Raw genomic sequence first — 25,490 nt, 5'->3', positions numbered from 1 at the left:
GTCAGACCACGTTAGCCGGAGCGGGTACGGCTCCGATCCGCACCAGCAGGTCCGCGAGCCGGTCGGTCACCGTCTCGGGGTGTTCCAGCATCACCAGATGGCCCGCGTCCGGCACGATGACCAGCTCCGCGTCGGGCAGCACGTCGGCGATGGCCTCGCTGTGCGAACTGGGCGTGACCAGGTCCTTGTCGCCCGCCAGGATCAGTACCGGCATGTCCCGGAAGACGGGCAGCGCGGCACTCTTGTCGTGCTCGGTGAACGCCGGGTAGAACTCCGCGACGACGTCGATGGGGGTCGCCTCGATGAGCCGCTCGGCGAACCGGGCGACCGCCGGGTCCACGTCCCGGGAGCCGAACGAGTACCGCTTGATCAGGCTCGCGAAGAGGTCGGCGGTGGCCCGGCGGCCCCGCTCCACCAGCTCCGTCTGCGTACCGAGCGCCTTCAGCACCCCGGGGAGCACCCGGCGCACCGCGTTGACGCCCGCGACCGGCAGGCCGAAGCTGACCTCGCCGAGCCGGCCACTGGAGGTGCCGACGAACGCGGCGGCGGCGACCCGGTCGCGGACGAGTGCCGGGTACTGGTCGGCGAGCGCCATCATCGTCATGCCGCCCATCGAGTGCCCGACCAGCACGAGGCGTCCCTCGGGGGCCGCCGCGTCGATGACCGCCTTCAGGTCCCGGCCCAGCTGGTCGATGGTGACCGGCACCCCGTCGGCCTGGGACCTGCCGCGCGCGGACCGGCCGTGGCTGCGCTGGTCCCAGTGGACGGTACGGACCAGCCCGCGCAGCGCCGCCCGCTGGAAGTGCCAGGAGTCCTGCGCGAGGCAGTAGCCGTGGCTGAAGACGACGGTGACGGGTCCGGGGGACTTGCGGCCGAAGAGGCGGCGCTTGCGCGGACCGGTGGAGCCGGTGTTCGATCCGGCCGCCGGTTCGGCCTCGTCGATCTCGTAGTAGAGCGCGGTGCCGTCGTCGGCGACCGCCTGGCCCGGGGTGCCGCGCAGCGCGCCGTACGGCCCGGAGGCGTCCAGCGCGAGGCGCGCCTTCTTCCGCATGCCCCGGCCGACCGTGAGGCGCTCCACGGCGACCCCGGCCGCCGCTCCGGCCGCGAGCACCCCTATGGCGGCCCCGGCGAACCCGGCCCGGCGCCATCCGCCCGCCGTGGCCGCGGCGGCCGCCGCCACCACGTCCCCCGCGGCTCCCGCGCTGCTCTCGCTCACCGTGCCCGCTCCTCGTCCGTGGTCGTGGTCCGTGCTCGTCGGTGGTGCCGTACGGCGAGGCCGCCGCTACTCGCCGACGTGTACCCGGGGGACCCGCGTACCGATCCTGGTGACGATCTCGTACGCGATGGTGTCCGCCGCCACCGCCCAGTCCTCGGCGGTCGGCTCGCCCCGGTCGCCCGGCCCGAAGAGCACCGCCTCGGCGCCCGGTTCGGTGCGGTCGCCCTCCAGGTCCACGACGAACTGGTCCATCGCGACCCGTCCGGCGACCGTCCGCACCCGGCCCGCGACCAGCACGGGGCCTCGCCCGGAGGCATGGCGCGGGATGCCGTCGGCGTACCCGAGCGGCACCAGGGCGAGGGTGGTCTCGGCGGGGGTCGTGTAGTGGTGGCCGTAGCTGATGCCGTGTCCGGCGGGGACCTGCTTGACCAGGGCGACGGAGGCGGCGAGCGTCATCACCGGGCGAAGCCCGAAGTCGGCGGGGGTGCCCAGCTCGGGGCTGGGCGAGATGCCGTACATCGCGATCCCGGTGCGCACCAGGTCGAAGTGGGACTCCGGCACGGTCAGGGTGGCCGGGGAGTTGGCGATGTGCCGGACCTCGGGCTCCACGCCGGCCTTCTCCGCGTACGCCACCATGTCGCGGAAGACCGTGAGCTGGGCGGCGATCGAGGGGTGGCCGGGCTCGTCGGCGCAGGCGAAGTGGGACCACAGGCCGGTGACGCGGACGGCCCCGCCCGCCTCGGCGGTACGCGCCTCGGCGACGAGCTCGGGCCAGTCGGCGGGCTGGCAGCCGTTGCGGCCGAGCCCGGTGTCGGCCTTGAGGTGGATACGGGCCGTCCTGCCCGCCTCCCCGGCTGCGGCGACGACCTCGCGGAGCGCCCAGAGGCCGCTGACGGAGACGTCGATGTCGGCCTCGATCGCCTCGCGCCAGGGGCCGCCGGGCGTCCACAGCCAGCACATGATCCGGGAGTCGAGACCGGCCGCGCGCAGCGCCAGGGCCTCCTGCGGGGTGGCGGTGCCGAGCCAGGTCGCGCCGGCTTCGAGTGCGGCGCGCGCGCAGGGCACGGCGCCGTGGCCGTAGGCGTCGGACTTCACCACGGCCATGAGTTGGGCCCCGCCCGCCCGCGCGCGCAGCTCGCGCACGTTGGCGCGGAGTGCGGCGAGGTCGATCTCGGCCCGGGCTCTCAAGGACGCTTTCTCGTTCATCGCGGCCCAGTGTCTCAGGTCGCCGGCCGGGAACCCGGCGCGCGGGGGCCTTCCCCCGCCGTGTGCTCAGGCGTCGTCCGGCCGGTGGGCCCGCGCGTGCTCCAGGTACTCGGCCAGCACCGGCACATGGCTGGCGTCGATGTCCTTGACGGAGGTCACCAGGGTCACGGGGGTGTCCCCGTCCAGCAGGCGCAGCAGGGTGGTGACGGCCTCGGTGTGCGCGGGGTCGTCGAGTTCGGCGCGGTAGCGGTCGACGAACGCGTCGTGCCGGGCGCCGGAGCGGTCCTCGTGGTACCAGCCGCGCAGCTCGTTCGAGGGGGTGATGTCCTTCAGCCACCGGTCGACGGCGGCCCGCTCCTTCGACACCCCGCGCGGCCAGAGCCGGTCGACCAGCACCCGGACGCCGTCCGCGCGCGGTTCGGGCGGGTCGTAGACCCTGCGGACCCGGATGCCGCTCTTCCCCATGGCTGCCACCTCCCGGTCGGTGTCCGTCGCCGCTTCCAGGGTGGTCCCGGCGGGCGGGCCCCGCACGCTCAGCCCCTGCGTACGTCGCGCCAGGCGGCCGGGATGCCCTCGGCGATGTCCTGCGCGGAGACGGGCGCCCCGTCCGCGCCGTGCCGTCCGGCGAGGCCGTGCAGGTGGGCACCGACCGAGGCCGCGTCGCGCGGGGCGAGGCCGGCCGCGAGCAGTGAGCCGATCAGCCCGGAGAGCACGTCCCCGCTGCCCGCCGTGGCGAGCCACGCGGTCCCGGTCGGATTCACCCGTACGGGAGTGCCCGGGGCCTCCGCGATCAACGTGGTGGACCCCTTGAGGAGGACCGTGGCGCGGTAGCGGGCGGCGAGTTCGCGTACGGCGGTGAGCCGCCCCGCCTCCACCTCCGCGCGCTCCACGCCGAGCAGGGCGGCGGCCTCCCCGGCGTGCGGGGTGAGGACGGTGGCGGCCGTGCGGGCACGCACCGCGTCGCCGTCCATCAGCCGGAGTCCGTCCGCGTCGATCAGTACGGGTACGTCGGTGGCGAGTACGTCCTCGACGGCGGCGGTGGCCGCCCGCCCGTCGCCGAGACCGGGCCCGACCACCCAGGACTGCACCCGGCCCGCCTGCGAGGGCCGCCCCTCGTGGACCAGGGTCTCGGGGAACCGGGCGATCACCGTCTCCCCGCCCGGACCCGCGTACCGCACCGCACCGGCGCCGCCGCGCAGCGCCCCGGCGACGGCGAGGACCGCCGCGCCCGGGTACCGCTCCGAGCCGGCGACCACGCCGACGACGCCCCGGCCGTACTTGTCGCTCTCCGCGCCCGGCAGCGGCAGCAGCGCCGCCACGTCCGCGAACTGGAGCGCCTCCAGGTCCGGGGTCTCCGGCAGCTCCGGGCCGAGGCCGATGTCGACCAGCCGCAGCCCGCCCGCCCGTTCGGCGCCGGGGTCGACGAGCAGGCCGGGCTTGTACGTGCCGAAGGTGACGGTGGCGTCGGCGCGTACCGCCTCGCCGTGCACCTCCCCGCTGTCCGCCTCCACCCCGCTGGGCAGGTCCACCGCGAGGACCGGCGCCCCGTGCCCCTCGGTGACCGCCTTCACCAGCGCGGCGGCCTCCGGGCGCAGCCCGCCCCGGCCGCCGATGCCGGTGATCCCGTCCACCACGAGGTCCACGATCCCGGCCTCCTCGGGCCGGTCCAGCACCCGTCCGCCGGCCGCCCGCAGCGCGGCGAGCCCGCCCGCGTGGGCCTTTTCGGGGGCGGTGAGCAGGACGCTGACACCCGCCCCGCGCCGGGCGAGGCGGGCGCCCGCGTACAGGGCGTCGCCCCCGTTGGCGCCGCTGCCGACGAGGAGCAGCACCCGGGACCCGTACACCCGGCCGTTGCGCCGGAGCAGGTCCCCGCAGGCGACGGCGAGCCCGGCGGCGGCGCGCTGCATCAGGGCGCCCTCGGGCAGCCGCGCCATCAGGGCCCGCTCGGCGGCCCGTACGGTCTCCACGCTGTAAGCGGTACGCATCGGTCAGCCCTTCACGCTTCGGGGAGCAACAGGTCCGGTGATGATCATCCGGCGGGTCGGCTCACACGTACCCGTACGCCCGCCCGCACAAGCCCCGGCCCACCCTCTCAACCTTCCGCGACCACCATGGCCGACGCCACCCCCGCGTCGTGGCTGAGGGAGAGGTGCCAGTTGCGGACGCCGAGGGCCTCGGCGCGGGCGGCGACCGTGCCGGTGACCCGGAGGCGTGGCTGCCCGCTCTCCTCGACCCAGACCTCGCAGTCGGTCCAGAGGAGGCCGCCGGGCGCCCCGAGGGCCTTGGCGACGGCCTCCTTGGCGGCGAACCGGGCGGCGAGCGAGGCGATGCCGCGCCGCTCGCCGCCGGGCAGCAGCAGTTCCCGGTCGAGGAAGAGCCGCTCGGCCATCTGGGGCGTACGTTCCAGCGCGGCGTCGAACCGCGCGATCTCGGCCACATCGATCCCGACCCCGATGATCACGGGCCCACCCTCGTTCTGTTCTCGGTGCCTATTCCACGGTCACGGACTTCGCCAGGTTGCGCGGCTGGTCCACCTCGTTGCCCCGGGCCGTCGCGAGTTCGCAGGCGAAGACCTGCAACGGGACCGTGGCGACCAGGGGCTGGAGCAGCGTAGGCGTCGGAGGAATCGTAATGAGGTGGTCGGCGTAGGGGGCGACGGTCTCGTCGCCCTCCTCCGCGACGACGATGGTGCGGGCGCCCCGGGCACGGATCTCCTGGATGTTGGAGACGATCTTGTCGTGCAGGACGGACCGCCCGCGCGGGGACGGGGCGACGACGACGACCGGCAGGTCCTCCTCGATGAGCGCGATCGGCCCGTGCTTCAACTCCCCCGCGGCGAACCCCTCGGCGTGCATGTACGCGAGTTCCTTCAGCTTCAACGCCCCTTCCAGCGCCACCGGGTGGCCGACGTGCCGGCCGAGGAAGAGCACAGTGTCCTTGTGCGCGAGGGAGCGGGCCAGCTCGCGGACGGGCTCCATGGTGGCGAGGACGCGTTCGACGGCGTCGGGGATTTCGGAGAGCTGGCGGACGACCGTACGGATCTCGTCGCCGAACTTCGTCCCGCGCACCTGCCCGAGGTAGAGCGCGACCAGGTAGCAGGCGACGAGCTGGGTGAGGAACGCCTTGGTGGAGGCGACCGCCACCTCGGGTCCGGCGTGCGTGTAGAGGACGGCGTCGGACTCGCGCGGGATGGTCGAGCCGTTGGTGTTGCAGATGGCCAGGACGTGCGCGCCCTGCTCCCGGGCGTGCCGGAGCGCCATGAGGGTGTCCATGGTCTCGCCGGACTGCGAGATCGCGACGACCAGGGTGTTCGGCGAGAGGATCGGGTCGCGGTAGCGGAACTCGCTGGCCAGCTCGGTCTCGCAGGGCAGCCGGGTCCAGTGCTCGATGGCGTACTTGGCGATCAGACCCGCGTGGTACGCCGTACCGCAGGCCACCACGACCACCTTGTCGATCTCCCGCAGCACGCTCGGCGGCAGCCGTAGCTCGTCCAGGGTCAGCGCGCCCTCGCCGTCGATCCGCCCGAGGAGGGTGTCGGCGATGGCCCGGGGCTGCTCGGCGATCTCCTTGAGCATGAAGGAGTCGTACCCGCCCTTCTCGGCGGCGGAGGCGTCCCAGTCGACGTGGTACCCGCGCACCTCGGCGGGCGTACCGTCGAACCCGGTGACGGTGACCCGGTCCCGGCGCACCTCCACCACCTGGTCCTGGCCCAGCTCGACGGCGTCCCGGGTGTGCGCGATGAACGCGGAGACGTCCGAGGCGAGGAACGCCTCACCGTCCCCGACCCCCACCACCAGCGGCGAGTTGCGCCGCGCGCCGACGACGGTGTCCGGCTCGTCCGCGTGTACGGCGACCAGGGTGAAGGCCCCCTCCAGCCGTCGGCAGACCCGCCGCATCGACTCGGCGAGCCCGCTGCCCGCCTCGAACTCCTCGGCCAGCAGGTGCGCCACCACCTCGGTGTCGGTGTCCGAGGTGAGGTCGTGCCCGCGCCGGGTCAGCTCGGTGCGCAGCGTGGCGAAGTTCTCGATGATCCCGTTGTGCACGACGGCGACCTTGCCCGCGTTGTCCAGGTGCGGATGCGCGTTGGCGTCCGTCGGCGCCCCGTGCGTCGCCCACCGGGTGTGCCCGATACCGGTGAGACCGGCGGGCAGCGGGTGGTCCTTGAGCTCCTTCTCCAGGTTGACGAGCTTGCCCGCCTTACGGGCGCTGGCGAGCCCCTGGTCCGCCAATACGGCGACCCCGGCGGAGTCGTACCCCCGGTACTCCAGCCGCTTCAGCCCCGCGACCACGACTTCCTGCGCCGACTGCGCCCCGACGTAACCCACGATTCCACACATATCGGCACGATAAGGCGAGAGAGGCGGTCAGGGCGGGGGTTACGGAAGGGGTGGGCGTGGGCCGGTCCGGCCACACCGGCCTCAGCGGGTGGCGGCGAGCCAGGCGGCCACGGCGGCGAGCACGATCAGCGCGGCGTTGAGTCCTGTCTCCTTGACCTCGCCCCGGGACAGGTGCAGCCCGCCCGCGAGGAGTTGGAGCACGACGAGGCCGAGCGCGGCGACCAGCGCGAGGGCGGGGGCGATCCCGGTGAGCGGCGGCAGGATCAGCCCGGCGGCGCCGAGTATCTCGACGGCCCCGATCCCCCGGACCGCCCACATCGGCACGGTGTCCACCCAGCCCATCATGGGCGCGAGTTGCTCCTTGCTCTGCGCGGCCTTCTTGCCTCCGGCGTAGAGGTAGAAGAACGCCAGCAGCCCTGCGACGATCCAGTACGCGATGTCCATCCTCGTCCTCCGTCATGATGGTGAGCAGACCGGTGCGGACCCACATGATGGGCGCGGACGGAAGCGCCCACAAAAGGCACACCGGTGTGCGTGAGCGGAGAAGGGGACGGCTGTCCATGTCGAAGAACCGCGGTTCCTGCCTCATCCGGGGCGACGGCGGCCGGACGATCCGGGGCCTCCTGGACCGCATCGGCGACCGCTGGTCCCTGCTGGTCGTGGCCACCCTCGACGGCGAGCGCCTGCGCTTCGGCGAACTCCAGCACCGCGTCCCCGGCATCTCCCAGCGCATGCTCACCCGCACCCTGCGGAACCTGGAGCGGGACGGCCTGGTGCGCCGGACGTCCTACCCGGAGGTGCCGCCCCGGGTCGAGTACGAGCTCACGGCGCGGGGGCGGACCCTGATCGGGCCGGCGGTGGTGCTGGCGGAGTGGGCGGTGGACCACGGGGCTGCGGTGGAGGCGAGTCGGGCGGAGTACGACGGCGCGTGAGCTCGCGCGGCAGGGCGCCGACCGGGCGATGGGCTTCAAGCATCACGCAGCGCGTCGGCGACGCGGGCGGTACGGACACGCCCGAGGAGTTCGCCGTCACGCGCCGGGCACCACCATCGCCCTCTTCGCCATCACGGCCGCCGTGGGGACGGAGGCCCCCGGGGAGCCTCGCCGTACCGCCCGCGGTCGTCGGGACACAGGCAGTGGCGCTGCCCCGACCCGCGGGCCGGCCGCCGTCGGCCCGCCCTGCGGGCCCGTACGCCACCCCGGGTGCGGGCCCGCGGTCGATTCCCGAACCGCGCCCCGCGCAACCCCCACGCCCGCGTGAGGGACCCCACCCCCCGCTCCGTTCAAACTCCCGTAACAATGAATACGTGATCACAACGCCGCCCCGTGGCAGCCAGCGTCGCACCGAGCACGGGCCGACGCCCTACGTCGACCTCTCGCGCGCCGAGTGGAGTGCCCTCCGGGACAAGACCCCGCTGCCGCTGACCGCCGAGGAGGTGGAGCGGCTGCGCGGGCTCGGTGACGTCATCGACCTCGACGAGGTGCGCGAGGTCTACCTCCCGCTCTCCCGGCTGCTCAACCTGTACGTCCAGGCCACCTCGGGCCTGCGCGGCGCCCTGAACACCTTCCTGGGCGACGCGGGCAACGGCCACGGGGCGCAGCGCGGTACCCCGTTCGTCATAGGGGTCGCGGGGAGCGTGGCGGTCGGCAAGTCGACCAGCGCCCGGCTGCTCCAGGCGCTGCTGGCGCGGTGGCCGGAGCACCCCCGGGTGGAGCTGGTGACGACGGACGGGTTCCTGCTGCCGATGAAGGAGCTGCGGGCGCGCGGGCTGACCTCGCGGAAGGGGTTCCCGGAGTCGTACGACCGGCGGGCGCTGACCCGGTTCGTCGCGGACATCAAGTCGGGGAAGGAGGAGGTCACCGCCCCCGTCTACTCGCACCTGATCTACGACATCGTGCCGGGCGAGCGGCTCACGGTGCGCCGCCCGGACATCCTGATCGTGGAGGGGCTGAACGTCCTCCAGCCGGCACTGCCCGGCAGCGACGGCCGGACCAGGGTGGGGCTCGCGGACTACTTCGACTTCAGCGTGTACGTGGACGCGCGCGCGGAGGACATCGAGAGCTGGTACCTCAACCGGTTCCGCAAGCTCCGCGAGACGGCGTTCCAGGACCCGTCCTCGTACTTCACGAAGTACACCCAGGTCTCCGAGGAGGAGGCCATGGAGTACGCCCGCACCACCTGGCGGACCATCAACAAGCCGAACCTGCTGGAGAACGTGGCGCCCACCCGCAGCCGCGCCACCCTGGTGCTGCGCAAGGGCCCGGACCACAAGGTGCAGCGGCTCTCCCTGCGGAAGCTGTAGCGAGCACCGCGGCAGAACGACGGCGGGGCGGCTCCGCAAGGAACCGCCCCGCCGTGACGCCGGACGTCGTGACCCGCCGTCAGGAGCCTCAGCCCAGCGCCGACTTCACCACGTCGGCCAGCCGCCCCGCGATGGCCTGGGCCTGGCCGAAGTCGGCGGCCTCCACCATGACGCGCACCAGCGGCTCGGTGCCGGACTTGCGGAGCAGCACCCGTCCCGTGGCGCCGAGTTCGCGCTCGGCCTCGGCGACGGCGGAGGCCAGTTCGGCGGAGGTCGAGACGCGGGACTTGTCGACGTCGGGGACGTTGACGAGGACCTGCGGCAGGCGCTGCATGACGCCCGCCAGCTCGGCGAGGGTACGGCCGGTGGCGGCGACGCGGGCCGCCAGCATCAGGCCGGTCAGGGTGCCGTCGCCGGTCGTGGCGTGGTCCAGCACGATGACGTGGCCGGACTGCTCGCCGCCGAGCGCGTACCCCTCGGCCTTCATGGACTCCAGGACGTACCGGTCGCCGACCGCGGTCTGGACGAGCTCGATGCCCTCGCGCTCCATGGCCATCTTGAAGCCGAGGTTCGACATGACGGTGCCGACGACGGTGTTGCCGCGCAGCTGTCCGGCGTCGCGCATCGCGAGGGCGAGGACGGCGAGGATCTGGTCGCCGTCGATCTCGTTGCCCTGGGCGTCGACGGCGAGGCAGCGGTCGGCGTCGCCGTCGTGCGCGATGCCGAAGTCGGCGCCGTTCTCGACGACGGCGGCCTGGAGGAGGGAGAGGTGGGTGGAGCCGCAGCCGTCGTTGATGTTGAGGCCGTCGGGGTCGGCGCCGATGGTGACGACCTCCGCACCGGCCCGGGCGAACGCCTCCGGGGAGACGTAGGCGGCGGCGCCGTGCGCCTCGTCGAGCACCACCTTGAGGCCGTCGAGCCGGTTCGGCAGGACGCCGATGAGGTGGGCGACGTACCGCTCGAAGCCCTCGGTGTAGTCGGTGACGCGGCCCACGCCGGCGCCGGTGGGGCGGGCCCAGGGCGCGCCGGTGCGGTGCTGGTCGTAGACGGTCTCGATGCGGTCCTCCAGCTCGTCGGCGAGCTTGTGGCCGCCGCGCGCGAAGAACTTGATGCCGTTGTCGGGCATGGCGTTGTGGCTGGCGGAGAGCATCACGCCGATGTCGGCGCCGAGCACGCCGGTGAGGTACGCCACGGCAGGCGTGGGCAGCACACCGACCCGCAGGACGTCGACGCCCGCGCTGGCGAGCCCCGCCACCACGGCGGCTTCGAGGAACTCTCCGGAGGCCCGGGGGTCGCGGCCGACCACGGCCGTGGGACGGTGCCCCTCGAAGGTGCCCGCTTCGGCGAGTACGTGCGCCGCCGCGACCGACAGACCGAGCGCCAGCTCGGCCGTGAGATCCGCGTTGGCGACCCCGCGCACGCCGTCCGTACCGAAGAGTCGTCCCACTGGTGTCCTCCGAAATGCTCCGACAACCGCAAAAGCACAACAATTAACAGCAGACAGAAGAGCGCCAACCGTCACACTTCGCGCCCTGAGGGTGCGATGGCCCCGGATGTGCCGATGAACGTCTTATGCCGTTATACGCCCGTGAGAGGCGATAAACGAACGCCCCGACAGCACGGTGTGTGCCGCCGGGGCGAACGTGTGAAGCAGACGAGCAGGCGGGATTTAGCGCTTGCTGTACTGGGGGGCCTTGCGGGCCTTCTTGAGACCGGCCTTCTTGCGCTCGACCGCACGGTCGTCGCGGGAGAGGAAGCCGGCCTTCTTCAGCGTGGCGCGGTTGTTGTCCACGTCAGCCTCGTTCAGCGCACGGGCGACGCCGAGGCGCAGGGCGCCGGCCTGACCCGAGACGCCGCCACCCGAGATGCGGGCGATGACGTCGTAGCGGTTGTCGAGCTCGAGCACCTTGAAGGGCTCGTTGACTTCCTGCTGGTGCACCTTGTTGGGGAAGTAGTCCTCAAGGGTGCGACCGTTGATCTTCCACTTGCCGGTGCCCGGAACGATCCGGACGCGGGCGATGGCGTTCTTGCGACGGCCAAGGCCGGCGGCGGGCTGCGGGTCGCCGAAGCGGCCGGCGAGCGACTCGGAGGTGTACTCACCCTCGACGGGGACCTCGGACTCGAAGGTGGTCACCTCGGCGAAGGTCTCCTCGCCCTCGGTGCCCTCGACGGTCTCAACAGTGGTCTCGGCCACGATTCTCCTCAGATCTTTCTTATGGTCTTAGGGGGAGGCCGGAACTACTGCGCGACCTGGGTGATCTCGAACGGGACCGGCTGCTGCGCAGCGTGCGGGTGCTGGTCGCCCGCGTAGACCTTGAGCTTCGACAGCATCTGCCGACCCAGGGTGTTCTTGGGGATCATGCCCTTGATGGCCTTCTCGACGGCCTTCTCCGGGTTCTTGGAGAGCAGCTCGTCGTAGCGGACCGAGCGGAGACCACCCGGGAAGCCGGAGTGGCGGTACGCCATCTTCTGGGTCTTCTTGTTGCCGGACAGGTGAACCTTGTCGGCGTTGATGATGATGACGAAGTCGCCCATGTCCATGTGGGGGGCATAGATCGCCTTGTGCTTGCCTCGGAGGAGGTTCGCGGCCGTGGTGGCCAGACGACCCAGGACGATGTCCTGAGCGTCGATGACGTGCCACTGGCGCGTCACATCTCCGGGCTTGGGGCTGTACGTACGCACGGTCGTAGCCTTCGCTTCTTCAGTGAGTGGAGTCCTGACAAGGCCACCCGGACGATTCCACCAGCCTTGGCGGCGCTGCGGGGACGCAACCCGAGTGCCTGCCGCTGGTCATCGGCCCGGTGGACCGGCGTAAGGGCCCCTCGCGTGAGAACGACCAAGCCAATACGCATAACAAACCAGAAGAATACCCGGGGGCCCCCGCACGGGTCAAAATGGCCCCCGACCGGCCCCGTCGAACCCCCTGATTACGGGGCGGACGGGGCTCCGGCGGAAGATCGGCAGTGGGCCGGACGAAGATCGACGCGGCCGGGACCGGGCCCGGCGGCGGCCCCCGGGAGCCCGGACCGCCTACCGCGCCCGCTCGACCCGTCGCTCGTCCCACACCGGTTCGGTCGTCTCGCGCACCACGCCGTCCGAACCGAAGACGAGGTAGCGGTCGAAGGACTTCGCGAACCAGCGGTCGTGCGTGACGGCCATCACGGTCCCGTCGTACGCCTCCAGACCGTCCTGGAGGGCCTCCGCCGACTCCAGGTCCAGGTTGTCCGTGGGCTCGTCCAGCAGCAGGGCGGTGGTGCCGGAGAGTTCGAGCAGCAGGATCTGGAAGCGGGCCTGCTGTCCGCCGGAGAGCTTCTCGAAGGGCTGGTCGCCCTGGCGCTCCAGCTCGTACCGGCGCAGTACGCCCATGGCGGCGCCCCGGTCCTTGGCCTGCTCGCTCCAGAGGATCTCCACCAGCGTCTTGCCGAGCAGTTCCGGGTGGGCATGGGTCTGCGCGAAGTGGCCGGCGACGACCCGTGCGCCGAGCTTGAACTCTCCGGTGTGCGCGACCGGCTCCCCGGCGAGCAGCCGCAGGAAGTGGGACTTACCTGAGCCGTTGGAGCCGAGGACGGCGACCCGCTCGCCGTAGAAGATCTCCAGGTCGAACGGCTTCATCAGGCCGGTGAGCTCCAGCCCGGTGCAGGTCACCGCGCGCACTCCGGTGCGTCCGCCGCGCAGCCGCATCCGGATGTCCTGCTCGCGGGGCGGCTCGGGGGGCGGTCCGGCGTCCTCGAACTTCTTGAAGCGGGTCTGCATGGCGTGGTAGCGGTTGGCCATGTCGGGGCTGATGGCCGCCTGCTGCCGCAGCCGCAGGGTGAGGGCGCGCAGCCGGGCGTGCTCCTCCTGCCAGCGGCGCAGCAGCTCCTCGAAGCGGGCGAACCGGTCCTTGCGGGCCTGGTGGTAGGTGTCGAAGCCGCCGCCGTGCACCCAGACGTCGCTGCCGCTCGCGCCGGGCTCGACGCTGACGATCTTCTCGGCGGCCCGGGAGAGCAGCTCGCGGTCGTGGGAGACGAAGAGGACCGTCTTACGGGTCTCCTTGAGCTTCTCCTCCAGCCAGCGCTTGCCGGGGACGTCGAGGTAGTTGTCCGGCTCGTCGAGGAGCAGCACCTCGTCGGGTCCGCGCAGCAGCGCTTCGAGGACCAGGCGCTTCTGCTCGCCGCCGCTGAGGGTGCGCGCCTCGCGGTACTGCGCCTTCTCGTACGGGACGCCGAGCGCGGCCATGGTGCACATGTCCCAGAGGGTCTCCGCCTCGTAGCCGCGCACCTCCGCCCAGTCGCTGAGGGCCTGCGCGTACTTCATCTGCGCGGCCTCGTCGTCGACGGTGAGGATCAGCTCCTCGGCCGCGTCCACGGCCTGGGCGGCGACCTTGATCTGCGGCTGTGCCACGGAGACCAGCAGGTCGCGGACGGTCTGTCCGTCGCGTACGGAGCCGACGAACTGGCCCATCACGCCGAGCCCGCCGCTCACCGAGACCGTGCCGCCGTGCGGCTGGAGCTCGCCGGAGAGGAGGCGCAGCAGTGTCGTCTTGCCCGCGCCGTTGGCGCCGACGAGGGCCACCACGGCACCGTCGGCGACCCGGAAGGAAGCGTCGCCGAGCAGCACCCGCCCGTCCGGTAGGTAGTACTCCAGGTGGCCCGCTTCGAGATGTCCCATACCCGCATTGTCGGGTGCACGGGCGCTGCGACCCAAACGGATTCCCGGAGCGCTCGTGCGACGACCGACGCTCACTGTCCGAGAACCTCTAGGATGCGCCCCATGAGCTTTGGGCATGGGGGGCCCTCCTGGGGGCCCGGGGGCAGTCGGACTCCGGACTGGGCGGCGCTGGCCGAGGAGTCCGCGGCGAAGAGCAGGCGCCGGAAGTGGCTGCTGATCGGGGGCGGGGTGCTGGCGACGGCGGCCGTCGCGGCGATCGTGGCGACCGCGGTGGTGTCGGCCGGCAAGGGTGATCCGGAGGCGGGTGCGAGCGCGAGTCCGCTGCCGGGTCCGGCCGATCTGCCGCCGGAGTCCGCGGAGCCCGCTCCGTCCTTCTCCTCGGTGGCCCCGGCTCCCCCGCCGGACCCGATGGACTTCATCACGGACGAGAAGAAGGACAAGCAGCCGATCACGGTGGACGGCTTCTTCCCCGGCAAGAAGCTCACCTCCGGCGACCGCGTCCACCTCAAGGGCCCGACGGCCCGCACCACGAAGTGCGCCGCGGGCACCCAGGGCGCGCTGGGCGCGGTGCTCACCAGGAACGGCTGCGACCAGCTGATCCGCGCCACCTACACCAGGGACGGCGTCGCGGTCACGGTCGGTGTCGCGGTGTTCGGTACGGAGGCGCAGGCGAAGAAGGCCGTCGAGGAGTCCGCCGGCGGGGTCGCCTCGCTCAGCGGCGGCGGGGTGCCGGTCTTCTGCCGGGCCGGTGTGATCTGCCGCCGTACGGCCAACTCCTACGGCCGGTACGCGTACTTCTCGGTGGGCGGCTTCACCAATGGCACGAACGTCACCAAGGACGACAACGCCGTGTTCACCGCGGGCGACGACCTGACCAACTTCACCTTCCACCAGATCCGGCACCGGGGCGAGGTCCAGGCGTCGGCGGCGGCCTCCGCGTCCGCGGCACCCACCGTCTGATCCGCCCGGACCGTCGGCCCGGCGGTTCGCCGGCTCCCGCCCCACGCGGTTGAGCCGTACCGAGGACACCTCCAAGTCACGGCTGTATAAGGTTCGGTTCATCCGCCCGGGACCCGGGGCGGCGACGATTCTGGAGTGGGCTGTGGCAGTCAAGGTGACGGTGGTTGTCCCGACGTACAACTCGGGAAGCCACATCGAGCCGCTGGTCCGGTCGATGCTGGACCAGACGCTGTCGGCCGGCGAGTTCGAGGTGCTGTTCGTCGACGACGGCTCGACCGACGACACCCCGGCCCGGCTGGCGGAACTCGCCGCCGAGCACGCCCATTTCCGTACCACCTCCATCCCCAACTCGGGGTGGCCGGGCAGGCCGCGGAACATCGGGGTCGAGCAGGCGCGCGGTGAGTACGTCCAGTTCGTGGACCACGACGACCTGATGGCCCCCGAGGCGCTGGAGCGTCTGCACGCGATGGCGGTCCGCAACGGCTCGGACATCGTCATCGGCAAGGTGGCCAGCAACTTCACCAGCCGGGGCGTGCCGTACGGCCTGATGAGCACCACCCGCGAGAAGTGCACCGTGCGCACGGCCTCGCTGATCGACAGCCTCACCCCGCACAAGATGTTCCGCACCGCGTTCCTGCGCGAGCACGGCATCGTGCACCCCGAGGGCCCGTGGATCCTGGAGGACCAGCTCTTCCTGGTCCGTTCGTACCTCAAGGCCGAGGTCGTCTCGGTGCTGGGCGACTACGTCTGCTACACGTACTGGGCGCGCGACGACGCGGCGAACGCCGGTACCCGGGCGATGGACCCGCGCCGGTACTACGCCAACCTCCGCGAGATCATGGCCACGGTGGCCGACGGCACCGAGCCCGGCCCGGACCGCGACCGGCTGCTGCGGCGCTTCTACCGGGGCGAGATGCTCGGCCGGCTGGGCGTTCCGGCGCGCGGAGCGGTCATCGACCCGCACTTCGACGCCGACCCCTTCGAGGCGGTACGGGAGCTGGCCGACACCTTCGTCACCGACGGGGTGCACGCCTCGCTCGCCGCGAACCAGCGGGTGCGTTCGGACCTGCTGCGGGCGAACAGGCCCGCCGAGCTGACCGAGTACACCCGCCGGCAGACCGATCTGACCGCGCTCACCACGGTCGGGGAGGCGCGCTGGGACCGCGACCGGCTGAAGGTCTCCTTCACCGCCCGCTTCGCCGAGCGGGAGGACGGCCCGGGGCTGCTGCTGGCCCGCCGGGGCGACCGGTACGTCCTCGCTCCGGCGCTCACCGACGGCGTCCTCGACAAGCCGGTCGACGTGACCGACGAGCTGAAGTCGTTCCGGGTGGACGTCCTGCTCCGGCACTCGGAGACCGCGCACCTGTGGCCCGCCCTCGCCACCGTCCGGCTCACCCTGGAGGAGGAGACGGATGCGGACGGCACCGTGCTGGTACGGCCGGTGCTGACGGGGACCGCCTCGCTCGACCCGGTGCGCGGTGCGGGCGGCAGCCCGCTGGCCGCCGGGACGTGGGACGTGCGGATCCGGGTGATGGGAGCCGGGTTCGACCGTACGGTGCCGCTCGGCAACGCCGGTGCCGAGGCGTCCGCGCTGCCCGCCGGGGAGGTCCTGGCCGGGCACCGCACCGGGCCCGCGGTCGTCGCCGACGCCATGGGCACCGGTACCGGGCTCGCTCTCACGGTCGTCCCCACCGCGGATGCCCCGCGCCCCCGCGGGCCGAAGGTCAGCGTCGTCGTGCCGACCGCCGGGGCCACCGCGGAGGCGCTGCGCGAGACGCTCGCCTCGCTGGACGCGCAGAGCCTCCCGCAGGAGGAGTTCGAGACCGTCCGCGTCGGGGACGGCGAGGGCGAGGTACGCCCGGAGGCCGGTACCGAGCCCCGCAACGCCGGGATCGACGCCGCGCGCGGCGACTACATCCTCTTCGTGGAGCCGGGCGACCGCCTCGCCCCGGAGGCGCTGGAGCGGATGTACGCATACGGCATGGCCAACGACACCGACATCGTGGTCGGGAAGCTCGCGGGCAAGGACCGCTCCCTGCCCAAGGAGCTGTTCGTCCGCGACCGGCCGCGCGCCAGTCTCGCCAAGGACCCGCTGGCCGACAGCCTCACGGTCAACAAGCTGTACGACCGCGCGTTCCTGCTCCGGCACGCCCTGCGGTTCTCCGCCGAGGACCTGCCACTGGCGGACCAGGCCTTCGCAGCGGAGGCGTATCTGCGGGCCGTGCACGCCTCGGTGCTGGGCTCCTACGTCTGCTACCACTACGGCCCGAAGCGGAACACCCCGGCGCCGTCGCCCGCCGACTTCTACGCGGCGGTCGCCCGGCTGATGAAGACCACCGACAGCGTCTCCGAGCCGGGCCCGGCCCGCGACCGGCTGCACCGGCGCTGGCTGCGCGTCGAGGTGCTGGACCGGATCAGCGGCAAGGCGTTCCTGGAGATGGAGGAGGAGGACCGGATCTCCCTGGTGCGCGACGTCCGGGCCGCCCTCGCGGGAGTCGCGTCGGCCGGCGCCGTCGCCGGGCTCCCCCTGGCCCGGCGGGTCACCGTCGGCCTGATCGAGGACGACCGGCCCGAGGACGTGGTCCGGCTCGCCCGCTGGGACCGCTCCCTCGCCTGCGAGCCCTCGCTGACCGGTTTCGAGCGGCGGGAGGACGGGGTCTTCCGGCTGTCGTTCACCGGCACCCCGCGTGCGGCCGAGGGCCCGGTGGGCGTGGTCACCGACGAAGAGGGGCGCCACACCCTGGCCCCGGCCGGACTGCCGCAGACCGTGCTGGACCGGTTCGCCGGGGAGTCGCTGACGGGCGGCGCGGTGCCGGACAAGGCCACCGCCGTGCTGGTGCTGCGGGAGCGCGAGACCGGTGCCGAGTACCGCCTGGACACCACGTCCGAGGTGCGACGCACCCTGGACGGCGGCCTGACGGTCGCCGGGACGGCGGAGCTGGACCCGTCCTCCGCGGCCGGCGGCTCCGCGCTCGACGACGGCCCCTGGGACCTCTACGTCCGGCTCACCGCGCTCGGCTGGACGAAGACGGCCCGGCTCGGCCGGGACCGGACCGCCGAGGTCTCCGAGGAGCTCACCGCGGCCCCGCACCCGGCCGACCCGGCCCGGACCATCACCCCGTACTGGACCAGGCCGCACCGCGACCTCTCGCTCCGGGTGGAGACACCGGAGCCCGCGCCGGCCCCGCCCAAGCAGGGGCTGCTGCGCCGGGTCGCCAAGGCCCTCAAGGGCAAGTAGCCCCCGGGACCCGGGCGTCGGGCCGCATCAGCAGCAGCCGAAGCCGTCCGGGTCCACGCTGCCGTCGGGCAACGACCGTACGTTACGGGCCTCCTGGGCCCGGGCGGCCAGCAACTCGTCGGCCGGGTAGGCCACTTCCTCCAGGGTGAGGCCGTGCGGCTTCACCACGTGGACGCCGGGGTCCCGCACCCTGGCCGCCAGCACCTCGGCGGGCCAGGGCGCGGGGCGCCGCCCGTCGCCCACGAACAGGGCGGCGCCGATCAGCGCGCGCACCATGTTGTGGCAGAAGGCGTCGGCCTGCACGGTCGCGGTGAGGACGCCGGACTCCTCGTCCCGCACCCAACTCAGCTTCTGCAGCGTGCGGATGGTCGTCGCCCCCTCACGCTTCTTGCAGTACGCCGCGAAGTCGTGCTCGCCGACCATCGGCGCGGCAGCCTCGTTCATCACGTCGATGTCCAACGGCCGGTCGTGCCACAGCACATGACCGCGCGTCAGCGGGTCGACCCCGCCTGGGCGGTCGGCCACCCGGTAGGCGTACCGCCGGTGCATCGCGGAGAAGCGGGCGTTGAACCCCGCCGGGGCCTCCGCCGCCCGCCAGATCCGTACGTCCAGCGGCAGCCGCCCCGCCATGCGGCGCAGCAGCTTCTCCCGGTGCTCCTCCCACACCTCGGCCGGCAGGTCGACGTGCGCGACCTGCCCCCGGGCGTGCACCCCGGCGTCCGTACGTCCCGCCACCGTCAGGTCGTACGTGCGCGAGGAGCGGGTCACCGTGCGCAGGGCGTCCTCGATCTCCCCCTGCACCGTCCGCCGGGACGTCTGCTTCGCCCAGCCGGAGAAGTCCTTGCCGTCGTAGGACAGGTCCAGCCGTACGCGTACCGAACCGGGCTCTGGCTCGTCGCTCACCCGCGCATCCTCTCAATCCCAGAAATCCGGGAAGTCCCAGAAATCGCGGCGCCCGCGGAAAACCGCGGGGCCGCAGAAACGGAACGGGCCCGCACCGCCCCGAAGGGTGATGCGGGCCCGGACAGTGGTGTCAGAACGCTCAGGCGTCCTTGGACTCCGCGTCGGCCTCGGCCGGCTTGGCGTCCTCGGTGGACTCGGCCTTGGCCGCGTCCTCCTTGACCGCACGCTTGGTGGCGGCCTCGGCCTCACCGGTGGCCTGCTGGGCCACGGTCAGGGCCTCGACGAGCTCGATGACGGCCATCGGGGCGTTGTCGCCACGACGGTTGCCGATCTTGGTGATACGGGTGTAACCACCGGGGCGGTTCTCGTACCGGGGAGCGATCTCGGTGAAGAGCGTGTGGACGATGCTCTTGTCCGTGATCGTCTGGAGCACCAGGCGACGGTTGTGGATGTCGCCCTTCTTCGCCTTCGTGACGAGACGCTCGGCGACGGGGCGCAGACGACGGGCCTTGGCCTCGGTCGTCGTGATGCGGCCGTGCTCGAACAGCGACTTCGCGAGGTTCGCGAGCAGCAGACGCTCGTGCGCGGCGCTGCCGCCCAGACGTGCACCCTTGGCGGGACGCGGCATGGTGTTTCTCCTTGTGTGCTGCACCGGCCGTATCAGGTACCGGTGTCAGTTCCCGTGAAGCGGTCGCTCCGCGGAAGTCCATGGATCGAGGACCGGGGTCCTCACGGACGGGCCGACACTGACGCGCCGGCCCGTCCGGGGGTGTTCTAGTACTGCTCGGTCTCGACGAAACCGGCGTCCGCGTCGTCGTCGGCGCCGAAGGCGTCGGCGGCGGCGGTCGGGTCGAATCCGGGCGGGCTGTCCTTGAGGGCCAGGCCCATGCCGGCCAGCTTCGCCTTGACCTCGTCGATCGACTTCGCACCGAAGTTGCGGATGTCGAGCAGGTCGGCCTCGGAACGCGCCACGAGCTCACCCACGGAGTGGATGCCCTCGCGCTTGAGGCAGTTGTACGAGCGGACCGTGAGCTCGAGCTCCTCGATCGGCAGCGCCAGATCGGCGGCGAGCGCGGCGTCCGTGGGCGACGGGCCCATGTCGATGCCCTCGGCGTCGATGTTGAGCTCGCGCGCCAGACCGAACAGCTCGACCAGGGTCTTACCGGCCGACGCCATGGCGTCACGGGGACGCATGGCCTGCTTGGTCTCGACGTCGACGATCAGCTTGTCGAAGTCGGTGCGCTGCTCGACACGGGTCGCCTCGACCTTGTACGTGACCTTGAGCACCGGCGAGTAGATGGAGTCGACCGGGATACGGCCGATCTCCTGGCCCGCCTGCTTGTTCTGGACGGCGGAGACGTAGCCGCGACCGCGCTCGACGGTCAGCTCCATCTCCAGCTTGCCCTTGCCGTTCAGCGTGGCGAGGACGAGGTCCGGGTTGTGGACCTCGACGCCGGCCGGCGGCGCGATGTCGGCAGCGGTGACCAGGCCGGGACCCTGCTTGCGCAGGTACATCACGACCGGCTCGTCGTGCTCCGAGGAGACGACCAGCTGCTTGATGTTGAGGATGAGGTCGGTCACGTCCTCCTTGACGCCCGGCACGGTGGTGAACTCGTGCAGGACACCGTCGATCCGGATGCTGGTGACAGCGGCACCGGGGATCGAGGAGAGGAGGGTACGGCGCAGGGAGTTGCCGAGGGTGTAACCGAAACCGGGCTCGAGCGGCTCGATGACGAACCGGGAGCGGAACTCGTCGACGACCTCTTCGGTCAACGACGGACGCTGAGCGATCAGCATGCTGATTCCTTCAGTCGTGGGCACCCACTATTTGATGCCCGACAGATACAACAAGGGTACGGGCGGTACACCCCCGAAGGGAGGTACCGCCCGGTCCCACAGGTGTGCGTGAACACAGACGGCCGTCACCGGCCGTCATGCGTCAGACGCGGCGACGCTTCGGCGGACGGCAGCCGTTGTGCGGCGTCGGGGTGACGTCCTGGATCGAACCGACCTCGAGGCCCGTGGCCTGGAGGGAGCGGATCGCGGTCTCGCGGCCGGAGCCCGGACCCTTGACGAAGACGTCGACCTTGCGCATGCCGTGCTCCTGCGCGCGGCGGGCGGCCGACTCGGCGGCCATCTGCGCGGCGAAGGGGGTGGACTTGCGCGAGCCCTTGAAGCCGACGTGGCCGGCGGAGGCCCAGGAGATCACGTTGCCCGAGGGGTCCGTGATCGAGACGATGGTGTTGTTGAACGTGCTCTTGATGTGCGCGTGGCCGTGAGCGACGTTCTTCTTTTCCTTGCGACGCACCTTCTTGGCTGCGCCCTGACGACCCTTGGGGGGCATGTCTTACTCCAGATGGAGAGGGGAGGTGATCGGTCCTACAGCGAAGACCGCTGGTTGCTGCTCGGCCGGATGTCCGGACCGCGCAGTGCGTCCGCTGAGGACTACTTCTTGCCCGGCTTCTTCTTACCGGCGATGGCGCGACGCGGGCCCTTGCGGGTACGCGCGTTCGTGCTGGTGCGCTGACCGTGCACCGGCAGGCCACGACGGTGGCGAATGCCCTGGTAGCAGCCGATCTCGATCTTGCGGCGGATGTCGCCCTGGATCTCGCGGCGGAGGTCACCCTCGGTGCGCAGGTTGGCGTCGACGAACTCGCGGATCTTGACGAGGTCCTCTTCGGCCAGGTCACGAACGCGGGTGTTCGGGTTCACGCCGGTCGCGGCGAGGATCTCCTTGGACCGGGTGCGCCCGATGCCGAAGACGTAGGTGAGGGCAACCTCCACGCGCTTTTCGCGCGGGATGTCAACACCTGAAACGCGTGCCATTCAATGGCTCCAGTTGTCATATCGGGGGTCTTCCACAGTGCCGCTCCCGACCGCCGACCGCCCGAAAGAGACGGTGGTACGCCCGGGTCCCCGGCCCCCGCCGGAGGTGTCGTCAGCCGTGGCTTGGACGGGCACTGCGTATGTACGAATTACGTGCGTCGCGCGAAGAACTGCGAGATGCAGGGGGTCGTGCGTCAGCCCTGGCGCTGCTTGTGGCGCAGGTTGTCGCAGATGACCATGACCCGACCGTGACGGCGGATCACCTTGCACTTGTCGCAGATCTTCTTGACGCTCGGCTTGACCTTCATGGGATGTCAGGTTCTCCGGGTCAGTGCCATCACCACGCCGAAGCGGGGCGGGGGCAAGATCTACTTGTACCGGTAGACGATCCGGCCACGCGTCAGGTCGTACGGAGAGAGCTCCACCACGACCCGGTCATCGGGGAGGATACGGATGTAGTGCATCCGCATCTTGCCGCTGATGTGCGCGAGGACCTTGTGACCGTTCTGGAGCTCCACCCGGAACATAGCGTTCGGGAGGGACTCGATCACGGTGCCCTCGATTTCGATGGCACCTTGCTTCTTGGCCACGCTTCGCCTTTCGAATCGGCTACCTTGATCGACTCCCGCTCTGTCCCTGCGACCACCAAGTGGACACACGGATGCACGAGAGCCGACGAGTCAGTCTACGTCAGCGGACCCCAAAAGACGAATCCGTCAAGTTTGCCCACCGGCCGTGATCCTTATGCCAGAACGGGCGAGGGGATCGGCCGGCACCGTCGTACGCGCTCAGGCCAGCGGGTCGGGCGCGGCCTCGACGCCGTACTGGGCGAGCTTCTCCCGGCCGCCGTCCGGGGCCGTCAGCACCAGCGGGCCCTGCTCGGTCAGCGCGATGGAGTGCTCCCAGTGGGAGGACCAGCTGCCGTCGGTGGTGAGCACGGTCCAGTCGTCGCTGAGCACCTTCGTCTCGGCCGTGCCGAGCGAGACCATCGGCTCGATCGCCAGGCAGACGCCGGGGACCAGCTTGATGCCCTTGCCCCGCTTGCGGGAGACGTAGTTCAGCAGGTGCGGGTCCATGTGCATCTCGGTGCCGATGCCGTGGCCGCCGTAGTCCTCGATGATCCCGTACTTGCCGGTGGCCGGGCGGGGCTGGCGGCGGATGTAGCCCTCGATGGCCTTGGAGATGTCGATGAGCCGGTTGTTCACCTTCATCGCGGCGATCCCGGCCCACATCGACTCCTCGGTGACCCGGGAGAGCTCGATCAGCTCCGGAGCGTGTCCGGTACCCACGAAGGCGGTGTAAGCGGCGTCGCCGTGCCAGCCGTCCACGATCGCGCCGCAGTCGATGGAGATGATGTCGCCGTCCTTGAGGACGGTCTTCTCGTCCGGGATGCCGTGGACGACGACGTCGTTGACCGAGGTGCAGATGGTCGCGGGGAACCCGCCGTACCCCAGGAAGTTCGACTTCGCCCCGTGGTCGGCGATCACCTTCCGTGCGACCTGGTCCAGGTCGTGGGTGGAGGCGCCGGGCACTGCGGCCTCTCGGGTGGCGGCGTGAATGGCGGCGACCACGAGGCCCGCCTCACGCATCTTGGCGATCTGCTCCGGGGTCTTGATCTGCACCATTGCTGGGCGCCTCTCTGCATCTGCGTCTGGGGGACGGGGCCGTCCCGCGGGACGGGGCTGAACCGTCATCCACGATACGGCGACAAACAGCCGGCCGCGGCGCCCTGGGGCACCGCGGCCGGCTGTGGAAGTTACTGCGTGGGTGGTGCTCAGCCCTCGTCGGACTTGAGCGCCGCCATGGCCCGCTCGGTCACCTCTGCGACCTTGCCGAGCGCGGGGACGGTCACGACCAGTCCCTGCTCGCGGTAGTAGTCGATGATCGGCTCGGTCTGCGAGTGGTAGACCTCGAGACGCGTGCGGACCGTCTCCTCGGTGTCGTCGTCCCGCTGGTACAGCTCGCCGCCGCAGGCGTCGCAGACGCCCTCGGTCTTCGGCTGGTTGTACACGACGTGGAAGACGTGCGAGCTGTCGTTGCGGCAGATGCGGCGACCCGCGATCCGCTTCACGACCTCGTCCTCGGGGACCTCGAGATCGAGTACCGCGTCGAGGGAGAGACCCTCGCTCTTGAGCATCTCGTCCAGCGCCTCGGCCTGGCCGACGTTGCGCGGGAAGCCATCGAGGAGGAAGCCGCCCACCGCGTCCGGCTGGGACATGCGGTCCTTGGCCATCGCGATGGTCACCTCGTCCGGCACCAGCTGGCCCTTGTCCATGTAGGACCGGGCCTGCTTGCCAAGGTCGGTGCCCTGGCTGATGTTGGCGCGGAAGAGGTCGCCCGTGGAGATGTGCGGAATCGACAGGTTCTTGGCAAGGTACGCGGCCTGCGTTCCCTTGCCGGCACCAGGAGGCCCGACGAGGACGATTCGCATCAGCGGAGGAACCCTTCGTAATTGCGCTGCTGGAGCTGACTCTCGATCTGCTTCACGGTTTCCAGACCCACACCCACGATGATGAGGATGCTCGTCCCGCCGAACGGGAAGTTCTGGTTCGCACCACCGAAGCCTGCCAACGCCATCGTCGGCACCAGAGCGATCAGGCCCAGGTACAGCGAGCCCGGCCAAGTGATCCTGTTGAGCACGTAGCTCAGGTACTCGGCTGTAGGTCGACCTGCCCGGATACCCGGGATGAACCCACCATACTTCTTCATGTTGTCGGCTACTTCTTCGGGGTTGAACGAGATCGCCACGTAGAAGAACGCGAAGAAGACGATCAGGAGGAAGTAGGACGCGATGTAGTACGGGTGGTCGCCCTTGACGAAGTGGTCCTTGATCCAGTTCGCCCAGCCCGCGTTGGAGTTGGAGAACTGGACGATCAGGGCCGGGATGTAGAGCAGCGACGAGGCGAAGATGACGGGGATGACACCCGCCTGGTTCACCTTGAGCGGGATGTACGTGGACGTACCGCCGTAGGAACGGCGCCCGATCATGCGCTTCGCGTACTGCACCGGGATACGGCGCTGGGCCTGCTCGACGAAGACGACGAGGCCGACCATCACCATGCCGATGAGGATGACCGTGCCGAACTCGATCCAGCCGTCGGCGAGCTTGCCGCTCTCCTTGATGGCCCACAGGGCACTCGGGAAGCTGGCGGCGATCGAGATGAACATCAGGATCGACATGCCGTTGCCGATGCCGCGGTCGGTGATGAGCTCACCGAGCCACATGACGCAGGCGGTGCCGGCGGTCATCGTGACGACCATGACGATCGTGGTGAAGATCGACTGGTTGGGGACGATCTGGTCGCCCACCGAGCAGCTGCTGAAGAGCGCGCCGCTGCGGGCGGTGGCCACCAGGCCGGTGCCCTGGAGGATGGCCAGCGCGACCGTGAGGTAGCGCGTGTACTGGGTGATCTTGGTCTGCCCGGACTGTCCCTCCTTCTTGAGGGCCTCCAGTCGGGGGATGACCACGGTCAGCAGCTGAAGAATGATGCTGGCCGTGATGTACGGCATGATGCCGAGCGCGAAGATCGTGATCTGCAGCAGTGCACCACCGCTGAACATGTTGACCAGACCGAAGAGGCTGTTGTTGCCCTTGCTGGCCTGGTCGATACAGGTCTGGACGTTCTCGTAACTCACTCCCGGTACGGGAATGTGTGCCCCGAGCCGATAGAGAACGATGATGCCGAGCGTGAAGAGCAGCTTCTTGCGCAGGTCGGGCGTCTTGAACGCCCGGGCGAACGCGGTGAGCACGGTGCCTCCTGCGACCCCCGCGCTATGCGTAGAGGTGACGGTCTTGAGGGATCTACGGATACAAGAAGTCAAAGTGTCCCAGGGCGGGCGCCCGAGGGGTTA

The 25,490-nt window shown here is 71.0% G+C and carries 25 protein-coding genes; 4 read left to right on the top strand and 21 right to left on the bottom strand.

Annotated elements, in window-relative coordinates; genetic code table 11:
- Nucleotide 1: 1 nt before the first annotated feature.
- The 7 genes from ACWCSV_RS02220 to ACWCSV_RS02190 form a co-directional block, all read right to left on the bottom strand.
- Nucleotides 2-1,216 carry an alpha/beta fold hydrolase gene (locus tag ACWCSV_RS02220; RefSeq protein ID WP_451137923.1) on the bottom strand — a complete coding sequence of 405 codons (1,215 nt, stop codon included), beginning with the start codon at nt 1,214-1,216 and terminating at the stop codon, nt 2-4.
- A 66-nt stretch (nt 1,217-1,282) separates the two neighbouring features.
- Complete coding sequence (gene alr, locus ACWCSV_RS02215; protein WP_451137922.1) at nt 1,283-2,422, bottom strand: alanine racemase; 1,140 nt, start codon at nt 2,420-2,422, stop codon at nt 1,283-1,285.
- A gap of 66 nt (nt 2,423-2,488) precedes the next feature.
- The gene (locus ACWCSV_RS02210; protein WP_451137981.1) at nt 2,489-2,887 is read right to left on the bottom strand and encodes a DUF488 domain-containing protein; all 399 of its coding nucleotides are present in this window, start codon (nt 2,885-2,887) and stop codon (nt 2,489-2,491) included.
- Nucleotides 2,888-2,955: 68 nt separating this feature from the next.
- Complete coding sequence (locus ACWCSV_RS02205) at nt 2,956-4,407, bottom strand: NAD(P)H-hydrate dehydratase (RefSeq protein WP_451137921.1); 1,452 nt, start codon at nt 4,405-4,407, stop codon at nt 2,956-2,958.
- Nucleotides 4,408-4,514: 107 nt separating this feature from the next.
- Nucleotides 4,515-4,883, bottom strand: a complete 369-nt coding sequence (locus ACWCSV_RS02200) for a holo-ACP synthase (RefSeq protein WP_451137920.1) — start codon at nt 4,881-4,883, stop codon at nt 4,515-4,517.
- A 28-nt stretch (nt 4,884-4,911) separates the two neighbouring features.
- Nucleotides 4,912-6,759 carry a glutamine--fructose-6-phosphate transaminase (isomerizing) gene (gene glmS, locus ACWCSV_RS02195; protein ID WP_451137919.1) on the bottom strand — a complete coding sequence of 616 codons (1,848 nt, stop codon included), beginning with the start codon at nt 6,757-6,759 and terminating at the stop codon, nt 4,912-4,914.
- An 81-nt stretch (nt 6,760-6,840) separates the two neighbouring features.
- On the bottom strand, nt 6,841-7,203 hold the full coding sequence (locus ACWCSV_RS02190; RefSeq protein ID WP_451137918.1) for a DoxX family protein: 363 nt from the start codon (nt 7,201-7,203) through the stop codon (nt 6,841-6,843).
- 116 nt (nt 7,204-7,319) lie between these two features.
- On the opposite strand from ACWCSV_RS02190, the gene ACWCSV_RS02185 reads away from it, so the two are divergent.
- Both ACWCSV_RS02185 and coaA read left to right on the top strand, forming a co-directional pair.
- Entirely contained in the window at nt 7,320-7,691 is a 372-nt protein-coding gene (locus ACWCSV_RS02185; RefSeq protein WP_451137917.1) for a winged helix-turn-helix transcriptional regulator, read from the top strand.
- 374 nt (nt 7,692-8,065) lie between these two features.
- Nucleotides 8,066-9,061 (top strand): type I pantothenate kinase, encoded by a 996-nt coding sequence (coaA, locus tag ACWCSV_RS02180; RefSeq protein ID WP_451137916.1) that lies wholly within the window; start codon nt 8,066-8,068, stop codon nt 9,059-9,061.
- An 88-nt stretch (nt 9,062-9,149) separates the two neighbouring features.
- Here coaA and glmM read toward each other — a convergent pair whose 3' ends face one another.
- The 4 genes from glmM to ACWCSV_RS02160 all read right to left on the bottom strand — a co-directional run bounded on the left by glmM (nt 9,150) and on the right by ACWCSV_RS02160 (nt 13,711).
- Nucleotides 9,150-10,508, bottom strand: coding sequence for a phosphoglucosamine mutase (gene glmM / locus ACWCSV_RS02175; protein WP_451137915.1), 1,359 nt, complete (start codon nt 10,506-10,508; stop codon nt 9,150-9,152).
- 222 nt (nt 10,509-10,730) lie between these two features.
- Nucleotides 10,731-11,255, bottom strand: coding sequence for a 30S ribosomal protein S9 (rpsI, locus tag ACWCSV_RS02170; protein WP_266705178.1), 525 nt, complete (start codon nt 11,253-11,255; stop codon nt 10,731-10,733).
- A gap of 44 nt (nt 11,256-11,299) precedes the next feature.
- Complete coding sequence (rplM, locus tag ACWCSV_RS02165; RefSeq protein ID WP_266705180.1) at nt 11,300-11,743, bottom strand: 50S ribosomal protein L13; 444 nt, start codon at nt 11,741-11,743, stop codon at nt 11,300-11,302.
- Nucleotides 11,744-12,091: 348 nt separating this feature from the next.
- Nucleotides 12,092-13,711: an ABC-F family ATP-binding cassette domain-containing protein gene (locus ACWCSV_RS02160; protein WP_451137914.1), complete on the bottom strand. Its 1,620-nt coding sequence runs from the start codon at nt 13,709-13,711 to the stop codon at nt 12,092-12,094.
- Nucleotides 13,712-13,813: 102 nt separating this feature from the next.
- Between ACWCSV_RS02160 and ACWCSV_RS02155 the strand changes: the two genes are divergently transcribed.
- The gene (locus ACWCSV_RS02155) at nt 13,814-14,671 is read left to right on the top strand and encodes a hypothetical protein (RefSeq protein ID WP_451137913.1); all 858 of its coding nucleotides are present in this window, start codon (nt 13,814-13,816) and stop codon (nt 14,669-14,671) included.
- Nucleotides 14,672-14,813: 142 nt separating this feature from the next.
- A complete protein-coding gene (locus ACWCSV_RS02150) occupies nt 14,814-17,909 on the top strand; it encodes a glycosyltransferase family 2 protein (protein ID WP_451137912.1) in 3,096 nt (1,031 codons plus the stop codon).
- Nucleotides 17,910-17,936: 27 nt separating this feature from the next.
- On the opposite strand, the gene truA is transcribed toward ACWCSV_RS02150, so the two are convergent.
- The 10 genes from truA to secY all read right to left on the bottom strand — a co-directional run bounded on the left by truA (nt 17,937) and on the right by secY (nt 25,388).
- Complete coding sequence (gene truA, locus ACWCSV_RS02145) at nt 17,937-18,812, bottom strand: tRNA pseudouridine(38-40) synthase TruA (protein WP_451137911.1); 876 nt, start codon at nt 18,810-18,812, stop codon at nt 17,937-17,939.
- A gap of 139 nt (nt 18,813-18,951) precedes the next feature.
- Nucleotides 18,952-19,440 carry a 50S ribosomal protein L17 gene (gene rplQ / locus ACWCSV_RS02140; protein WP_327176181.1) on the bottom strand — a complete coding sequence of 163 codons (489 nt, stop codon included), beginning with the start codon at nt 19,438-19,440 and terminating at the stop codon, nt 18,952-18,954.
- 146 nt (nt 19,441-19,586) lie between these two features.
- Entirely contained in the window at nt 19,587-20,609 is a 1,023-nt protein-coding gene (locus ACWCSV_RS02135) for a DNA-directed RNA polymerase subunit alpha (RefSeq protein ID WP_024755423.1), read from the bottom strand.
- Nucleotides 20,610-20,751: 142 nt separating this feature from the next.
- Nucleotides 20,752-21,156 carry a 30S ribosomal protein S11 gene (gene rpsK, locus ACWCSV_RS02130; protein ID WP_003956432.1) on the bottom strand — a complete coding sequence of 135 codons (405 nt, stop codon included), beginning with the start codon at nt 21,154-21,156 and terminating at the stop codon, nt 20,752-20,754.
- Nucleotides 21,157-21,257: 101 nt separating this feature from the next.
- A complete protein-coding gene (rpsM, locus tag ACWCSV_RS02125; RefSeq protein ID WP_266705192.1) occupies nt 21,258-21,638 on the bottom strand; it encodes a 30S ribosomal protein S13 in 381 nt (126 codons plus the stop codon).
- Between the two features lie 194 nt (nt 21,639-21,832).
- Nucleotides 21,833-21,946, bottom strand: coding sequence for a 50S ribosomal protein L36 (rpmJ, locus tag ACWCSV_RS02120; protein ID WP_003956441.1), 114 nt, complete (start codon nt 21,944-21,946; stop codon nt 21,833-21,835).
- 60 nt (nt 21,947-22,006) lie between these two features.
- The gene (gene infA, locus ACWCSV_RS02115) at nt 22,007-22,228 is read right to left on the bottom strand and encodes a translation initiation factor IF-1 (protein WP_014047798.1); all 222 of its coding nucleotides are present in this window, start codon (nt 22,226-22,228) and stop codon (nt 22,007-22,009) included.
- Between the two features lie 198 nt (nt 22,229-22,426).
- Entirely contained in the window at nt 22,427-23,263 is an 837-nt protein-coding gene (gene map, locus ACWCSV_RS02110) for a type I methionyl aminopeptidase (protein ID WP_451137910.1), read from the bottom strand.
- 149 nt (nt 23,264-23,412) lie between these two features.
- Complete coding sequence (locus ACWCSV_RS02105) at nt 23,413-24,069, bottom strand: adenylate kinase (RefSeq protein ID WP_450774608.1); 657 nt, start codon at nt 24,067-24,069, stop codon at nt 23,413-23,415.
- Complete coding sequence (gene secY / locus ACWCSV_RS02100) at nt 24,069-25,388, bottom strand: preprotein translocase subunit SecY (protein ID WP_327176184.1); 1,320 nt, start codon at nt 25,386-25,388, stop codon at nt 24,069-24,071. The genes ACWCSV_RS02105 and secY overlap by 1 nt, the downstream gene beginning before the upstream one ends.
- Nucleotides 25,389-25,490: the final 102 nt, after the last annotated feature.

The sequence above is a fragment of the Streptomyces sp. NPDC001770 genome (assembly GCF_053596135.1).
This window is presented reverse-complemented; position numbering and strand designations above follow the sequence as displayed.

Bases quoted from the DNA above. Each gene is read 5' to 3' on its own strand.
- alr (WP_451137922.1), bottom strand. From the start codon at position 2,422: ATGAACGAGAAAGCGTCCTTGAGAGCCCGGGCCGAGATCGACCTCGCC.
- ACWCSV_RS02210 (WP_451137981.1), bottom strand. From the start codon at position 2,887: ATGGGGAAGAGCGGCATCCGGGTCCGCAGGGTCTACGACCCGCCCGAA.
- ACWCSV_RS02205 (WP_451137921.1), bottom strand. From the start codon at position 4,407: ATGCGTACCGCTTACAGCGTGGAGACCGTACGGGCCGCCGAGCGGGCC.
- glmS (WP_451137919.1), bottom strand. From the start codon at position 6,759: ATGTGTGGAATCGTGGGTTACGTCGGGGCGCAGTCGGCGCAGGAAGTC.
- ACWCSV_RS02190 (WP_451137918.1), bottom strand. From the start codon at position 7,203: ATGGACATCGCGTACTGGATCGTCGCAGGGCTGCTGGCGTTCTTCTAC.
- ACWCSV_RS02185 (WP_451137917.1), top strand. From the start codon at position 7,320: ATGTCGAAGAACCGCGGTTCCTGCCTCATCCGGGGCGACGGCGGCCGG.
- ACWCSV_RS02160 (WP_451137914.1), bottom strand. From the start codon at position 13,711: ATGGGACATCTCGAAGCGGGCCACCTGGAGTACTACCTACCGGACGGG.
- ACWCSV_RS02155 (WP_451137913.1), top strand. From the start codon at position 13,814: ATGAGCTTTGGGCATGGGGGGCCCTCCTGGGGGCCCGGGGGCAGTCGG.
- rplQ (WP_327176181.1), bottom strand. From the start codon at position 19,440: ATGCCGCGTCCCGCCAAGGGTGCACGTCTGGGCGGCAGCGCCGCGCAC.
- ACWCSV_RS02135 (WP_024755423.1), bottom strand. From the start codon at position 20,609: ATGCTGATCGCTCAGCGTCCGTCGTTGACCGAAGAGGTCGTCGACGAG.
- rpsK (WP_003956432.1), bottom strand. From the start codon at position 21,156: ATGCCCCCCAAGGGTCGTCAGGGCGCAGCCAAGAAGGTGCGTCGCAAG.
- rpsM (WP_266705192.1), bottom strand. From the start codon at position 21,638: ATGGCACGCGTTTCAGGTGTTGACATCCCGCGCGAAAAGCGCGTGGAG.
- rpmJ (WP_003956441.1), bottom strand. From the start codon at position 21,946: ATGAAGGTCAAGCCGAGCGTCAAGAAGATCTGCGACAAGTGCAAGGTG.
- map (WP_451137910.1), bottom strand. From the start codon at position 23,263: ATGGTGCAGATCAAGACCCCGGAGCAGATCGCCAAGATGCGTGAGGCG.
- ACWCSV_RS02105 (WP_450774608.1), bottom strand. From the start codon at position 24,069: ATGCGAATCGTCCTCGTCGGGCCTCCTGGTGCCGGCAAGGGAACGCAG.